16 protein-coding genes are annotated in these 13,898 nt (G+C 74.2%); 4 read left to right on the forward strand and 12 right to left on the reverse strand.

All coding sequences use genetic code 11. From position 1 onward, the window contains the following. Nucleotides 1-22 precede the first annotated feature (22 nt). A complete protein-coding gene (locus Cch01nite_RS15905) occupies nt 23-1,126 on the reverse strand; it encodes a HAMP domain-containing sensor histidine kinase (RefSeq protein WP_203757200.1) in 1,104 nt (367 codons plus the stop codon). Further along, nucleotides 1,123-1,884: a response regulator transcription factor gene (locus Cch01nite_RS15910; RefSeq protein WP_203757343.1), complete on the reverse strand. Its 762-nt coding sequence runs from the start codon at nt 1,882-1,884 to the stop codon at nt 1,123-1,125. Before Cch01nite_RS15910 ends, Cch01nite_RS15905 begins: the two co-directional genes overlap by 4 nt. Before the next feature lie 253 nt (nt 1,885-2,137). Here Cch01nite_RS15910 and Cch01nite_RS15915 point away from each other — a divergent pair, with 253 nt between their 5' ends. The 3 genes from Cch01nite_RS15915 to Cch01nite_RS15925 all read left to right on the forward strand — a co-directional run bounded on the left by Cch01nite_RS15915 (nt 2,138) and on the right by Cch01nite_RS15925 (nt 6,258). Continuing rightward, a complete protein-coding gene (locus Cch01nite_RS15915; protein ID WP_203757201.1) occupies nt 2,138-3,442 on the forward strand; it encodes a hemolysin family protein in 1,305 nt (434 codons plus the stop codon). Beyond that, nucleotides 3,439-4,482 (forward strand): hemolysin family protein, encoded by a 1,044-nt coding sequence (locus Cch01nite_RS15920; RefSeq protein ID WP_203757202.1) that lies wholly within the window; start codon nt 3,439-3,441, stop codon nt 4,480-4,482. Before Cch01nite_RS15915 ends, Cch01nite_RS15920 begins: the two co-directional genes overlap by 4 nt. Nucleotides 4,483-5,274: 792 nt before the next feature. Continuing rightward, on the forward strand, nt 5,275-6,258 hold the full coding sequence (locus tag Cch01nite_RS15925; protein ID WP_203757203.1) for a M15 family metallopeptidase: 984 nt from the start codon (nt 5,275-5,277) through the stop codon (nt 6,256-6,258). 94 nt (nt 6,259-6,352) lie between these two features. On the opposite strand, the gene Cch01nite_RS15930 is transcribed toward Cch01nite_RS15925, so the two are convergent. Further along, on the reverse strand, nt 6,353-7,333 hold the full coding sequence (locus Cch01nite_RS15930; RefSeq protein WP_308439308.1) for an aldose 1-epimerase family protein: 981 nt from the start codon (nt 7,331-7,333) through the stop codon (nt 6,353-6,355). Between the two features lie 155 nt (nt 7,334-7,488). On the opposite strand from Cch01nite_RS15930, the gene Cch01nite_RS15935 reads away from it, so the two are divergent. Then, the gene (locus tag Cch01nite_RS15935) at nt 7,489-7,830 is read left to right on the forward strand and encodes a hypothetical protein (protein ID WP_308439309.1); all 342 of its coding nucleotides are present in this window, start codon (nt 7,489-7,491) and stop codon (nt 7,828-7,830) included. Here Cch01nite_RS15935 and Cch01nite_RS15940 read toward each other — a convergent pair. The 9 genes from Cch01nite_RS15940 to Cch01nite_RS15980 form a co-directional block, all read right to left on the reverse strand. After that, entirely contained in the window at nt 7,827-8,234 is a 408-nt protein-coding gene (locus tag Cch01nite_RS15940; RefSeq protein ID WP_203757204.1) for a MerR family transcriptional regulator, read from the reverse strand. The genes Cch01nite_RS15935 and Cch01nite_RS15940 overlap by 4 nt on opposite strands. 78 nt (nt 8,235-8,312) lie before the next feature. Then, nucleotides 8,313-9,758, reverse strand: a complete 1,446-nt coding sequence (locus Cch01nite_RS15945; RefSeq protein WP_203757205.1) for a terminase large subunit domain-containing protein — start codon at nt 9,756-9,758, stop codon at nt 8,313-8,315. Then, nucleotides 9,758-10,138, reverse strand: a complete 381-nt coding sequence (locus Cch01nite_RS15950; protein WP_203757208.1) for a hypothetical protein — start codon at nt 10,136-10,138, stop codon at nt 9,758-9,760. Before Cch01nite_RS15950 ends, Cch01nite_RS15945 begins: the two co-directional genes overlap by 1 nt. Beyond that, the gene (locus Cch01nite_RS15955) at nt 10,138-10,803 is read right to left on the reverse strand and encodes a hypothetical protein (protein WP_203757210.1); all 666 of its coding nucleotides are present in this window, start codon (nt 10,801-10,803) and stop codon (nt 10,138-10,140) included. Before Cch01nite_RS15955 ends, Cch01nite_RS15950 begins: the two co-directional genes overlap by 1 nt. Further along, a complete protein-coding gene (locus tag Cch01nite_RS15960; protein WP_203757212.1) occupies nt 10,800-11,165 on the reverse strand; it encodes a hypothetical protein in 366 nt (121 codons plus the stop codon). Before Cch01nite_RS15960 ends, Cch01nite_RS15955 begins: the two co-directional genes overlap by 4 nt. Beyond that, complete coding sequence (locus Cch01nite_RS15965) at nt 11,162-12,232, reverse strand: hypothetical protein (RefSeq protein ID WP_203757214.1); 1,071 nt, start codon at nt 12,230-12,232, stop codon at nt 11,162-11,164. Before Cch01nite_RS15965 ends, Cch01nite_RS15960 begins: the two co-directional genes overlap by 4 nt. Beyond that, nucleotides 12,222-12,575, reverse strand: a complete 354-nt coding sequence (locus tag Cch01nite_RS15970) for a hypothetical protein (RefSeq protein ID WP_203757216.1) — start codon at nt 12,573-12,575, stop codon at nt 12,222-12,224. Before Cch01nite_RS15970 ends, Cch01nite_RS15965 begins: the two co-directional genes overlap by 11 nt. Further along, nucleotides 12,572-12,793, reverse strand: coding sequence for a hypothetical protein (locus Cch01nite_RS15975; protein WP_203757218.1), 222 nt, complete (start codon nt 12,791-12,793; stop codon nt 12,572-12,574). Before Cch01nite_RS15975 ends, Cch01nite_RS15970 begins: the two co-directional genes overlap by 4 nt. 264 nt (nt 12,794-13,057) lie before the next feature. Beyond that, on the reverse strand, nt 13,058-13,486 hold the full coding sequence (locus Cch01nite_RS15980; protein ID WP_203757220.1) for a hypothetical protein: 429 nt from the start codon (nt 13,484-13,486) through the stop codon (nt 13,058-13,060). Nucleotides 13,487-13,898 lie beyond the last annotated feature (412 nt).

Below are 13,898 nucleotides of genomic sequence, written 5' to 3' on the forward strand. Positions count from 1 at the left end.
CCACCGTACTGTTCTAATCGAGTTAGAACAATGGATTCCGGTCGAACCGCGACGAGCCGAGCGAGCTGCCCGCCGGCAGCGTGACCCGCATCGTGCAGCCCGGATCCACGTCCGCCACCTCGATCCGACCCCCGTGCAGCTCCACCGCCCACCGCACGATCGCCAGGCCCAGACCCGTCCCGCCCGTCGAGCCCTGTCCGGTGATCGCCGGCGTGTTGCCCCGCACGAACCGCTCGAACACGTGCGGACGCTGCGCCGGCGCGATCCCGGGACCGTGGTCGACGACGTCGATCCGCACCTCGCCCGCCACGCGCGACGCCTCGAGCCGCACCTCGTCGTCCGGCGGGGAGTGCCGCACCGCGTTGTGCAGCAGGTTCGCGACCACCTGGTGCAGCCGCTCGGGGTCCGCCGGGACCGTGAGGTCCGGCGGCGTCACCACGACCGGGAAGCGCAGCCGCTTGCTCGCACCCACGAGAGCCGCACCGTCGGCGGCCTCGTGCAGGAACTCCTCGAGCCGCACGTCGCTGATCTCGAGCGGCACGTCGCCGGCCTCCAGCCGCGACAGGTCCAGCAGGTAGGCCACGAGCCGGCCCAGCCGCTCGGTCTGCGCGAGCGCAGCCTGCATCGTCGTCGGGTCGGGGTCGGACACGCCGTCGACGATGTTCTCGAGCTGCGCCTGCAGGGCCGTCACCGGGGTCCGCAGCTCGTGCGACACGTTCGCGATCAGCTCGCGGCGGAACGAGTCCGCCTGCTCCAGGTCGTCCGCCATCGTGTTGAACGCGTCCGCGAGCTGCCCCACCTCGTCCGCGCTCGTCGCCGTCACCCGGCGTGTGTAGTCACCGGCCGCCATCCAGCGCGCCGCCTGCGTCATCTCCCGCAGCGGCGACGTCATGCCCCGCGCCAGGAGCTGCGTGACCACGAGGGAGGCCACGATCGCCAGCGGCAGCGTCCGGCTCGGCCCCAGGTGCCGGGACAGCCCCACCCAGGTGACGAACGACGCCAGCGTCACGCTCGCCGCGACCAGGATGCCCAGCTTGATCTTGATCGAGCGGAACCGGTCGAGCGGACGCACGTCCGGCAGGCGCGAGCGTCCGAGCTCGCCCCGCACGTGCCGCGGGGCGTTCACGCGTCCTCGGGCTCCTGGCTGCCGCCCGCGGGCTCGAACGCGTAGCCGACGCCGTGCACCGTCCGGATGAGGTCGGGGCCGAGCTTGCGACGCAGGGCCTTGACGTGCGAGTCGACCGTCCGGGTGCCGCTCGCGTCGACCCAGTCCCACACCTCCGCGAGCAGGCGCTCGCGCGTCAGCACCGTGCGCGGCGACCCGGCCAGCGCCAGCAGCAGGTCGAACTCCGTCGGCGTCAGGTGCACCTCGTCCTCGCCGCGCAGCACCCGGCGCTGGGCGCGGTCTACCGTCACGTCGCCGATGACGAGCGGCGGGTCCGGGGTCGCCGCCTGCGCCAGCTCGGCGGCCCGCGCGGCCCGCTCCGTGCGGCGCAGGAGCGCCTTCGTGCGGGCGACGAGCTCGCGCATCGAGAACGGCTTCGTCATGTAGTCGTCGGCCCCCACGCCGAGACCGATGAGCATGTCCGTCTCGTCGTCCCGGGCCGTGAGCATGAGCACGGGCACCGGGCGCTCGGCCTGGATCCGGCGGCACACCTCGAGCCCGTCGATGCCGGGGAGCATCACGTCGAGCACGACGACGTCCGGGTGCAGCCGGGCGGCCGCCGAGACTCCCGAGAGGCCGTCGCCGGCCGCCTCGACGCGCCAGCCCTCCGCGGAGAAACGGTGGGCGATGGCCTGCGCGATGGCGGGCTCGTCCTCGACGACGAGCACCGTGGTCGTCGAACCTCCCGCCGCGCCGCCGGAGGTGCCGATGCTGTTCATCATGAGGTCAGCGTGGCACAGCGCACCCCGGACGACCTCGGAAGCCGTGCGCAACTCGTGGGGGTCCCGTGCAGAGCGGTGCTGCTCGTCGCCCGTCACGCGGCGCGTCGTCCTCGTATGATGTCGCCACGATGAGCAGCTCAAGTAGCTGCCGGCCCTCCGGCCGGGCGAGCACGCCCGACGGGAACCGTGCCGGCCCCTCGATGGTCCTGTCCGCTGCACCGCTGCCCACCCGCTCGCCCGGTGGTGACTCATGACCGACTGGTTGTTCGTCGGCCTCGGGGTGCTCCTCACGCTCGGCACCGCGATCTTCGTCGCCAGCGAGTTCTCCCTCGTCACGCTCGACCCCGGTGTCGTCGAGAAGCAGCTGCGCCCGGGCGACCGCCGCGGCCAGTCCGTGCTCGCGGCCCTGCGCCGGCTCTCGACCGAGCTGTCCGGCGCCCAGGTCGGCATCACGCTCACCACGATCCTGCTCGGCTACACGACGCAGCCCGCCGTCGCGCGGCTCGTCGCCCTGCCGTTCGGGTCCTCGCCCTGGAGCGGTGCGCTCGCCGCGGTCGTGGCGCTCGTGCTCGTCAACGGGTTCTCGATGGTGTTCGGCGAGCTCGTCCCCAAGAACTTCGCGATCGCACGACCGCTCGGCACGGCGCGGGCCGTCGCGCCCCTGCAGCGGGCTTTCACCACCGCGCTGCACCCATTGATCACCGTGTTCAACGGCAGCGCGAACGCCCTGCTGCGGTCCGTCGGGGTCGAGCCGCGCGAGGAGCTGTCCGGCGGCCGGTCGCCGCAGGAGCTCGCCGCGCTCGTGCGACGCTCGGCACAGGTCGGGACGCTCGACGAGTCGACCGCCACGCTGCTCACGAACTCGATCGACTTCACCGAGCTCACGGCCGTCGACGTCATGACGGACCGGCAGCGGGTCGTCGTCGTGCGCCGCGAGGACACCGCCGCCGACGTCATCGCCCTCGCCCGCCAGAGCGGCCACTCGCGGTTCCCGGTGATCGGGGAGTCGGCCGACGACATCGAGGGCCTCGTGCACCTGCGTCGAGCGATCACGGTGCCCTTCGAGCGGCGCGGCGAGGTCCCGGCAGCCGCGCTCATGGTCGACGCGCCCCGCGTGCCCGAGACCGTGCACCTCGGCCCCCTGCTCGTCGAGCTGCGAGGGCTCGGGCTGCAGATGGCGGTCGTGGTCGACGAATACGGGGGGACCTCCGGCGTGGTGACCCTCGAGGACGTGGTCGAGGAGCTGATCGGCGACGTCGCCGACGAGCACGACCGGCGGCGCACGTCCACGGCCCGCTCCGAGGACGGCTCGTGGCTCCTGCCCGGCGTCCTGCGGCCCGACGAGCTCGTGGAGACGACCGGTCTGCGGGTCCCCGACGACGGGCCGTACGAGACGCTCGGCGGGCTGCTCATGTACCGGCTCGGGCGCGTGCCCGACGAGGGCGACGCGGTCGTCGTCGACGGCGTCCGCGTCGAGGTCGAGCGGATGGCGGGGCGCCGCGTGGAGCGCGTCCGTGTCTCCGAGGAGGCCGACGAGGACGGTGAGGAGCCGTGAACAGCACCCTCGCGCTCGTGATCGCCGCCCTGCTGCTCGCCGGCAACGCGTTCTTCGTCGGCGCCGAGTTCGCGATCATCTCGGCCCGCCGCAGCTCCGTGGAGCCGCTCGCCGAGGCGGGGGACCGCCGCGCCCGCACCGTGCTGTGGGCGATGGAGCACGTCTCCCTCATGCTCGCCTGCGCCCAGCTCGGCATCACCATCTGCTCGACGAGCCTCGGTGTCGTGGCCGAGCCGGCGATCGCGCACCTCATCGCCGACCCGCTGGCGGCGCTCGGGGTCGACGAGCACCTCACGCACGTCATCGCGTTCGTCCTGGCGCTGGCCCTGGTCGTCTACCTGCACGTGGTGCTCGGCGAGATGGTGCCGAAGAACCTCGCGGTCGCCGGTCCTGACCGCGCCGTGCTGATGTTCGGCCCGCCGCTCGTCTGGATCGCCCGCATGGTGCGGCCCGTGATCTCGGCCCTCAACTGGCTCGCGAACCACGCCCTGCGGCTCGCGGGCGTCGAGCCGAAGGACGAGGTCGCGTCCGCGTTCACCGCCCAGGAGGTGCAGTCGATCGTCGAGCGCTCGCAGGCCGAGGGGCTGCTCGCCGACGAGCAGGGGCTGCTCGCGGGCGCCATCGAGTTCTCCGACCGCACGGCCCAGGACGTGATGATCCCGGTCGGCCGGCTCGTCACGGCGGCGAACGACAGCACGCCCGAGGACATCGAGCAGCTCGTCGCCCGCACCGGCTTCAGCCGCTTCCCGGTGCTCGACGACGACGGCCACCCGACGGGGTACCTCCACGTGAAGGACGTGCTGTACGCGGACGGCCCCGGTCGCCACGTGCCCGTGCCGATGTGGCGGGTCCGCACGCTCGCCGTCGTGCGCCCGGTCGACGAGGTCGAGGAGGCCCTGTCGGCGATGCAGCGCTCGGGCTCGCACCTGGCCCGCGTCGACGCGGACGGCACGACCGTCGGTGTGGTGTTCCTCGAGGACATCCTCGAGGAGCTCGTGGGCGAGGTCCGCGACGCGATGCAGCGGGGGCACACCGCCTGACGTCCCATCCTCGGCGTGTCGCCAAGACGCGCCGGGGTGTGTCGACCCGGTCTGTCCGCCCCTGGCCGCTGGACGCTCGTCCAGGGGGTTGGAAGCGCGACCGCGAGCCGTTATGGTTTCGTGACCGCGGTCGACGAGGCATCCGCAACGACGGATGTCGCGCACGACCGCGGAGGTTCGCCCGAGGGATGCGATCGAACGAGGACGGGAGGTGTCGTGGGGTCTGATCAGGCGGAGTCGAGCACGGCTCTCCCGACGCGCCGCAGCCTCCGTGAGGCCGAGCGGCGAGCCCTCGCGACGCAGGACGCCCCGGCGCCCGCTCCCGCGGCCCGCCCCGCAGCGGCGACCGTGGCTGCCGCCGCCCCGCCGCGGTCCGTCGCCGTCCCCCCGGCGCAGGTCGGCGGGCCGCTGCCGGCCGGACCGGGCCTGCCGCCCGTCGCCGAACGACCGCGGACCCTCGCGGCGCCGCGGCCGACGGTGAGCCACGCACCCGTCACGGACCGGATGCCGCGGATCACGAGCGTTCGTCCGACGCCCGGCCCCGGCTCGTCCACGACCGGCGCCCCGCGGAACGTGACGTCTCCTCCTGCCTCGACGGTCTCCGCCGCACCTGCCTTCGGCGCTGCGCGTCCGAGCGCCGGCGCGCCGCTGCCGGGCAGCCGGGTCGTCGCCGGCGCCGCCCGGACGGCTGCTGCCGCTCCTGCTCCGGCTGCCGGACCCGCGCCTGCCGCACCCGCGCCTGCCGCTCCCGCCGCACGGCAGGCGATGCCAGCGACCCCCACGTGGGCGACCGTGAGGTCGGACTCGGAGGCCCGTCCGGCGTCGTCCGAGCCGCGCCCCACGGCGTCACGCCGGCCCGACGCATCGGCGGCCGTCGCGTCGTCGTCCGGGTCGACGACCACCGCGTCCGCGACCGAGCCGTCGGCGTCCGGGTCGCCCTCGACGACGTTCGACGACGCCGTCACGCCCCCCGCCGACGCCTCGCACGTCGCGTCCACCCGTCACCGGCCCGGTCGGCCCGTCCGCGGCGACGCGACGCCCGTCCGTCGCGCCGGCCGACCCTCGAGGCTCGTCGTGCGCCTCGGCGTGCTCGGGGCGCTGGCCGGCGGCACCGTCGTGATCCCGGCCGTGAGCCAGGGTGCGTTCGCCGGAGCCGACTCCTCGACGTACGACGCGCTCGCCGACTCGACGCTCCCGTCGACGGTGTCCGCCCTCACCGCGGCGTCGCTCTCGGCGCTGCCCCCCGCATCCCTGGCGGCGACCGACGACGCGGTGCTCGACCGCGGCGTGGAGAGCGCGAGCCGGGACGAGCAGCGCTCGATCCTCGCCGGCTGCGACGGCTCCACCCGGGCGGCCGGCCAGAACGGCCTGCTCAAGACCGCCGACCTGTGCACGCTCTGGGACGGGCACACCCAGCTGCGCGCCGACGCGGCCGTGTCCCTCGCGGAGTTCAACCAGGCGTTCACGGCGCGGTTCGGCGTCGACCTGTGCCTGAGCTCGGGGTACCGGACGCTCGCGCAGCAGCGTGCCGTCAAGGCCCAGAAGGGCGGCCTCGCCGCCGCCCCGGGCAAGAGCAACCACGGCTGGGGCCTGGCGGTCGACCTGTGCCAGGACCAGACGTCCGGCGCGAAGTGGACGTGGCTCAACGAGAACGGCCCCACGTACGGCTGGCAGAACCCCGCGTGGGCGCAGCCGGGCGGCAGCGGGCCGCACGAGCGGTGGCACTGGGAGTACGTCAAGGGCGTCAAGGCCGACGGCGAGTACTACGACGGCTGATCCCGCCGTCTGACCGGCCTGCTCGACCGGGCGCCAGCCCGGGTCCGCGTCCCGCTCGACCGGGACCGCAGGTCGAGCGGGACGCGATCCTCGGTCAGAGGAGCGTCAGGCCCCAGCGGACCTCGTGCGTCTCGCCCGGCTCGAGCCGGACCAGCCGGTCGCCCGTGCGGAACGCGTCGGCGATGCACGTCATCGGCTCGGCGGCGACCCCGCCCCGCTCGATGCCCGGGATCCCGTCGCCCGTGCAGACCTGCCACGTGTCGAGGGACGCGTCCGCCCAGAGCGCGGCGGTGCGGCCGTCCGGACCGGCGAGACGGATCCACGACAGGCCCTCGTCGTCACGCAGCACCCCGAGCCAGGCGTCGTCGAGCTCGATGCCGCGCAGCGGCGTCGCCGAACGCAGGTCGTACGGGCCCGCGACCGGCTCGTCGCCGACGGGCAGCAGACGGTCGTCGACCGTGACCCGGCGGGTGGCGTCGACCTGCAGCGTGCACTCGTCGACGGTGCCGTCGCCGGGGGAGAGCCACGGGTGGAACCCGATCCCGTACGGCGCCGTGCCCGTCCCCAGGTTCGTCGCGGCCACGTCCACGGTGAGCCCCGCGTCGCCGAGCGTGTACGTCACGCGCAGCCGCAGCGGCCACGGGTACCCGGGAGTCGGCACCACGACGTGCTCGAGCGTCACGTGCGCGGCGTCGGACGACACGGTGGCGAACGCCGTGTAGGCGACGAGGCCGTGCAGGGCGGTGCTCCGCGCGTGCTCGGTCACCGGCACCTCGTGCTCGACGCCGTCGAACGTGTACTCGCCGTCGCGCAGCCGGTTCGGCCACGGTGCGAGCACCGCACCCGAGAACGCCGGCGCGATGACGCTCGCGTCGAACGGCAGCACGACGTCCCGGCCGTCGACCGTGTACTCCCGCACGCTCGCCCCGACCGCCGCGATTACGGCGCGATGCGTGCCGTGCTCGAGGACGTGCTGGGTGCCGGACGGCACGAACGGTGCGGCGCCGGACGGCGTGAAGGGGGCGGTGCCGGACGGGTCCTGCAGGGTGGGGGTGCTGGTGGCGCTCGTGTTCACGCTCACACGGTAGTGCCCCGCGGAGATCCGCTCGCAGGACCCCCGCCCGGTGTCGTGCCGGTCGTCTGGACTGTGGACAACGCGGCGCACGGCACGACGTCGTGCTCTACCTTCGCCGAGGTCGGAATCGGGCGAAACGGACGGGGGTGGTGGCCGTGGACGGCGTGGCGATCCTCGAGAACGAGGTCCGTGAGCTGATCCGCCGGACCGGGCTCGACCCGGCTCGGGACCGCGCCGGCGTGGTCGCTCTGGTCACCGACGTGATAGCCGACTACGACGAGCGGTCCGTGCTCGGCGCCGTCCCGCCGCTCGCCGACCCCGCCGCCGCGCACAAGGCCGTGGTGGACGCCGTCGCGGGGCTCGGGCCGCTGCAGCGCTACCTCGACGACCCCGAGGTCGAGGAGGTCTGGATCAAATCAAGTCACGTACTACTGCATACGTTCCCCCGGACGCTGCGGACGTGTCCGGACGTGACCGCGGACGTCCGGGCCGTCTAGAGGCCGGCGTCTCGCCGGATCACCCGCATCGGGACCCGCCAGGACCCCCGCGGGCCGACCTTCGCCGGCTCGAACAGGTCCGGGTGCGCCACGATCGCGTGCGGGGTGACTCCGAGCAGCCGGGACGCGGTCTCGAGGTCAACCCAGGCCGTCGGAGCGCCCGCGAGAGCCCTTGGCAGCTCCTCGACGGCATCGGAGTGCTGGCCGGTCACGACGAGGCCCGTGCCGGGCGTCTGGACGCGTTCGGCGTGCCGGGGGATCCGGTAGGAGCGTCCGTCGGGCCACGCGTCGGGCAGCTCACCGGCGGCGAGCCAGCGGCGCACGCTGCGCGTCGTGACGCCCTTCTCGTGGGCGTACTCCTCGACGGTGAGGCCCTGCTGCACGATCTGCACCTCTGGTGTCATGGCGCGCACCGTAGCGGCCACCGCGGACATGTCCGGCCACGTCCACCGGTGTCCGCAGCGACGGGCTGCCGCTGGTCATCACCTGATCTGCCTCCACATCGACCGGGCCCTCGGTGAAAGCGCCCCGAGTCCGTGCAGCAGCTCGTCCGCGAGCTGGTCGCGGGTCGGTGGAGTGGCCCGGGGGATCCGTCCGTGCGGCACGGAGATCGCGGACTCCCCGCGCTGACCGGCCAGCTCGCGGGCGGCGTGCACGAACGCGTCGAGCCGGTCCGGGGACCGTCCCTCGGTGGGGACCCAGCCGGTCAGTTGGGTCTCGAGCTCGGGCATCGTGCCGACGAGGTGCGCGGTGCCCTTCTCGAACTTCGCGGCGATCGGCACGGCTCGGTCGAGCTTGGAGATCCTCGAGGTGACGACCTTGATCCGGTCGAGGTCGGAGTGTCTCGAGGCCCGCAGGTTCTCCGCGACCATGTCCCCGCCGTAGTTGCGTTCCGCGATGACAGCGGACGCGTCGAACCGGTCGTACGCCCGCCACGCCGCAGCAGCCCACTCCGAGGCCGTGTACCGCCCGGACTCGTCGGCCAGCACGTACAGATCGCCGTCGACACCGAGCCCGACGACGACGATCCCGGTCTCGTCGGCACGGGAGCCGGCGCCGCCGGACGGGTCGACCCCGACGACGACCCGCGTCATCACCGGCAGGTCACCGCGGGCGACCCGGGTCTCGTCGAGCACCTGCCAGGTGAGCAGCGCCCCGGCCACGTCCTCGAGGATCTGACCCAGGATCTCCTGCCGGTACAACCTCGAGTTGGGGTCCTCCGCCTCGAGTGTGGCGACGAAGTCCGGGGACAGGTTCTCCCGGTTCGCCCACGTCGGCACGACCCGCAGCTCGGTCGTCTCCGCGACGGAGATCTCCTTGATCCACCGGGACGGCCTCGGGGTGGTGGTCAGCAGGTACCGGATCCGCGGCCCGACGCGCACCGAGTAGCGCAGCACCTCCCAGAGCCGGTCGATGTGCGGGACGACGGCCGGCTCGTCGAGCCACGCCGCACCGAAGTTCCCGCCGCGCAGCCGGTCCTCGTCCTCCGCGGAGTACGTCCACACCTTCGCGCCGTTGTCGAACGAGATCAGGCCGCGCGACGGTTCCCAGGTGACCGACCGGCCCAGCCGGCGGGCCATGCGCAGCACCCCCGACGGGCCTTCGACGCAGATCTCCCGCAGGTGCCGGTGCGACGGCGCCACGATCGCGGCCTCCGGCACTCGGAAGGTCGCCCAGCACGTCCAGGCTGACCCACACCACGTCTTGCCGACGCCTCGCCCGCCGCGCAGCAGCAGGACGGGAGAGTCGGACGGGAGCTGGTCGGCGCGGGCGTGCGGGGACCGGTAGCCGCCGTGGGGTCGGCCGTCGCAGCCCCGTCGGTCGCAGTACACCGGCGACGCCGCCAGCCGGGGGCGTACCTGGTCGAGCAGGGGGCGCCCGGGGCGTGACCACCGCCGAAGCGACTCGCGAACCGCTGCGTCGACCATCAGTACCACCGGTCCCGCGGGTCGGCGTCGTCGACCACGACCGCCTCCGGCGGACGCAACCCGAGCAGGTCACCGCACCGGGACAGGTACATGGGCACCCCGCCGCGCACGATCGGCGTCCGCGGCGGCGCGTCCGCGTCGCCGAGCACGAACCCGGGTGGCGGTTCGACGTCGTCACGCCACCACCGCAGCGGCTCGTCGGTGATGTCGTTCTGCCAGGCGATCTCGTCCTCGCCGGACGCGATCAGCTCCAACGTCGCGTAGTCCAGGCCGGCACGTTCCAGCTCGTCCGGGCGAAGGTCGTTCAGGTCGCCCGCAGCGGCAGCGGCGTACAGGACGTCGCGCAGCCGGCGACGCTCGAGCTGCTCGGCGGCGTCCATCAGCGGACCTCGATCGTGCGCGCGTGCTCAAGCTCGGCCTCCCGCGCCCAGACCGCCCGCAGCTCCTCGCACCGCCTCGGAGTCAGGCGCATCCGGTGCACGTCGTCGGGGTGGAGCTGGTCGAACGGCAGGCCGTCGCGGACGTGGTCGATCCACGTCCGGCCGGGGCCATACTCGGGCCGCGCGTACGGCGACGCCTCCGGTTCCCCCTGGCGCACGACGACCTCCTGCCGCTGCACCGCCAGACCGGGGATGAGGGCCTGCTGCCGGCCGATCGCGCGCTCCGCGACCCGCAGGAACGCGGCCGACCGGGTCTCCTGGAACTCGTTCATCGCGGCGTGGTAGACCGCCGCACCCTGCATCAGCAGCAGCGTGCGGGACAGCTCGACGTCGTCGTTGCGCCACCCCGCGGCGGCACGCTTGGCCGCCATGCGCGCGGCATCCGGGGACGGCAGGTGCGCGACCCGAGCGGCCTCGTTCCACGACGCTCCGAGGAACGCCATGCTCAACGCGACCCTGCCCCGCGCGCCCGCGTCGTTGTCGAGGTCCTCGAGGGCAGCAGCCAGCTCACCGAGCGCGCCGGACGCCGCACCGAGCATGTACTTCGCCACGGCCTCCTCGCGCCGATTCGCGTCGCCCGGCGCGTGCGTCTTGTGGCCGGTCATGGCGTGCCCTGCCCGGTCAGGCGGTGCAGCCGGGCGTCCAGCCCCCTGGCACGCACCTGCCACAGCCGGCGCGCCTGCCCGGTGGACGCGGCCCGCGCGCAGGCGTGCGCGAGCCGCGAGGCCGCCGTCAGCCCCTCGACGGTCGTCGGCCAGCGGCCCTCACGCAGCGCCAGGTCGAGACCGGCGACAGCCTCGTGCGCCGCGTCGGGCCGTGACGGCAGGGCCGGCGGTCCGCCGGCGGCGATCAGCTCGTCGACGACCGCGTGAATCGCGCGGGCGTCTTCGACGCTGTGCACCCCCTTGGTCAGCAGCGCGTCGAACCGGGCGAGCAGCTCGCTGCGGCGCTGCGCGGTCAGGGTCACGAGAACCACCCCCGGTCCGGGTCAGGGGTCGAGGTCATCGGGCGTGAGCCGGCGACGCCGGCGAGCTGCGCCACTGCCAGCGCCCGGGCGGCGGTGTCCTGCGGCGGGCGGGACTCGGCGGCGGCGCGGGCGGCGGCGACCCGCGCCCGCCACGCCGCGGGGACCTCCGGTGACGTCGGGGGTCGGCTCAGGTACAGGGTCAGGCGCAGCTCGTCGAGCCCGTCCGCGTCGAGGAACGCCCACGGGTCCCCGGCCGCCGGATCGCGCCGGTCGTGGTCGCGGGCGAACGGCGGCACGAAGAATCGCGGGACCTCGCCGGAGTGCACCAGGACCCCCGTCGCGGCCCGGATCGTCGAGACCGTGTACCCGTCCCAGGTGGTGTCGTTCATCGACGTGTCGTGGTGCGCGGTCGCGCACGTGACGCAGAACGGCACGTCACCGCCGCCGGGCCACACGGGGGACCCGGGGAACGCGACCCACGCCCGTGCCGCGACCGTCCCGCACATACCGCACGGCCCGTCCTCGCAGGTGGTCAGGGCTGTGCCGGCGGCGACGGCGCGCAGGTCCGGCAGCCGGTCGAGGACAGCGCGCACGAGGTCTCGACGCTGCGCACGGGTGACGTGCGACCACGGTTCGACGACCGGGGACAGGTTCGAGGGGGCGTCCCGCTCGTACGGCATCGGCAGGCGCCCGTCGTGCAGCAGCAGCGCCGCGTCGGCGTCCGTGAGCCGCGAGTCAAACCGGCGACCCATGACCGCGGCGAGGATGACGCCGGCGATCGCGGCATCACCGTGCACGGCGTGCTCGCGGTGCGAGCGCCACCCCGACGCGCCCGGGTACGCCGCGTCGGCCGCCGTGACCGGGCCGCCGCACAGCCAGCACGGCGTGCTGACGTCGGCGTACCGGCTGTCGGAGGTGTCCACGACCCGCTGCTGCGGACCGGTGGGGTTCATCGCCGCGTCACGCAGCGCGCTCGCCTCGAGCTGCTCGAGGCTGTCCGCCCCGGTCAGGGTCAGGACCGGGCCGACCGGTCGCGCCGGCCGGCCGGGCAGTCGCCTACCAGGCATCGGGTGCACCCCCGCAGCAGCGACCGACGACCCCGAGGAACGAGAACGGGCCGTCCTCCGCGAGCACCGCATCGGCGCGGCGCACCGCCCGACGGGTCAACGTCTGCCCGCACACCGCGCACGACAGCGGCCCGTCCGAGGCGAGCACGGCGCACGCCGGGCACAGCAGCTCGAGGGCCGGCAGCGCGACGTACGTCCGGGCCGGGTGCGGGCACCCCCGCGTGCGCGGCTCCGCCCACCAGGCGTCGATGAGGCGCCCGACGATCGAGTCCCGGGCGATCTGCCCGGGCACCACCCCGAGCGCCTCGGAGACGGCCCACAGGCCGTCGCTGCCGGCCCTCACCGTGAGCCCCGCCCGTGCACGGAGCGGACCGCGTCGCGCAGCGTGACGGCGTCGTACGTGCCGTCCGGGCGCACCCGGTACACGCGGTCGCGGGTCGCGGTGGTGACGTCGTACCCGTTCGCGCGGAGCTGCTCGAGGACGACCCGCACCCGCAAGTCGCTCACGTCGGTGCGGGGGTGCACACGAGGTGCGGGGAGGTGGGGGTGGGTGGGTGACATGGGAACGGCCCCTCCGGGCGCGAGCGAACAGGGATGAACCTGTCCGGCTACGCCGGGACGGGGCCGTGCTTCTGGTCGTCAGCATCCACCCGTACCCGGGCCGGCGTCTAGTTCGGAAACTGGGTGGTGTCCGAGCGGTGGTCTCCGAGATCCCCGGTTCGCAGGTCGGGCCCCCGAGGGCGGCTCTGAGCTGCGCCGCCCGTTCGGGGCAGCGAACGGAGCGGGACAGGGACCGGGCCCCGGGGGGCGAACGCGCGTCCCGGCTCAGACCGGGACGTTGGCCTCGGTGACGTCCCGGTCGGGGTCGGCCCACGGGGCGCCGTGGCGGGCACCGTAGGCGTACGCGACGGCCTGCATGGTGGGGCCGCGACCGTCGCGGATGACCTTGTGCATCCGCACGTTGCGGGTCTGGTCGTCCATGCCCGTGTAGAGCACGAGCGCCTCGAGGAGCACGGTCGCCTCGTCGGTCTGCTCGAGGGCGGCGAGCTGCCCGACCGCGGCGAGCGCGGCGGGGACGAGCGGCACGTCCCGGCCGGCGGTCCCGTCGACCTGCCCGCCGGCGGCGTAGGCGTCGACCGCGACCCGCACGAGGGCGGAGATCCCGCCCAGTCCGTGCTGCTCGGCTAGCTCCGACCACTGCGCCTGCTGCTCGTCCGTCAGTCGCACGTTCACCTGGCCCACGAGGACCCCCATCGCGTCTAGCGCAGCCCTGGCCGGAGCGTCTATCACTCGCCGCGATCCCTCGAACGTAGGTCCCGCAGCTATACGGCGGGAAGGGGTCAGGAACCTGCTCGTCGCAGCCCGTCCCGCGGGCGCGTCCGCGCACGTGAGAGGCGCGAGCGGCGGCCGTCTGACGGAGCCGGAGAGCACCGTGACCAGCACAGCGCGACGTACGTCGAGCACAGCGCGTGATCCTCTTGCACACGTACTTCTGCACTCACCCCACCCACCCCCGCACCCCACCCACAGACCCACCCACCAACCCCCGGGGCCACCCCCACCCGGCACCAACCCCCCCAGGCGTCGTGGCACACGCGCGCGGGCCCCCACGGAAACTCTCCGTGGGGGCCCGGTGGTGGGGTCGGCTGTGCTCGGCGGCGTGAGC

Source organism: Cellulomonas chitinilytica (assembly GCF_016862675.1).
GTDB lineage: Bacteria > Actinomycetota > Actinomycetes > Actinomycetales > Cellulomonadaceae > Cellulomonas > Cellulomonas chitinilytica.

Bases quoted from the DNA above. Each gene is read 5' to 3' on its own strand.
- Cch01nite_RS15910 (WP_203757343.1), bottom strand. From the start codon at position 1,884: ATGAACAGCATCGGCACCTCCGGCGGCGCGGCGGGAGGTTCGACGACC.
- Cch01nite_RS15915 (WP_203757201.1), top strand. From the start codon at position 2,138: ATGACCGACTGGTTGTTCGTCGGCCTCGGGGTGCTCCTCACGCTCGGC.
- Cch01nite_RS15940 (WP_203757204.1), bottom strand. From the start codon at position 8,234: ATGACACCAGAGGTGCAGATCGTGCAGCAGGGCCTCACCGTCGAGGAG.
- Cch01nite_RS15945 (WP_203757205.1), bottom strand. From the start codon at position 9,758: ATGGTCGACGCAGCGGTTCGCGAGTCGCTTCGGCGGTGGTCACGCCCC.
- Cch01nite_RS15950 (WP_203757208.1), bottom strand. From the start codon at position 10,138: ATGGACGCCGCCGAGCAGCTCGAGCGTCGCCGGCTGCGCGACGTCCTG.
- Cch01nite_RS15955 (WP_203757210.1), bottom strand. From the start codon at position 10,803: ATGACCGGCCACAAGACGCACGCGCCGGGCGACGCGAATCGGCGCGAG.
- Cch01nite_RS15965 (WP_203757214.1), bottom strand. From the start codon at position 12,232: ATGCCTGGTAGGCGACTGCCCGGCCGGCCGGCGCGACCGGTCGGCCCG.
- Cch01nite_RS15975 (WP_203757218.1), bottom strand. From the start codon at position 12,793: ATGTCACCCACCCACCCCCACCTCCCCGCACCTCGTGTGCACCCCCGC.
- Cch01nite_RS15980 (WP_203757220.1), bottom strand. From the start codon at position 13,486: ATGGGGGTCCTCGTGGGCCAGGTGAACGTGCGACTGACGGACGAGCAG.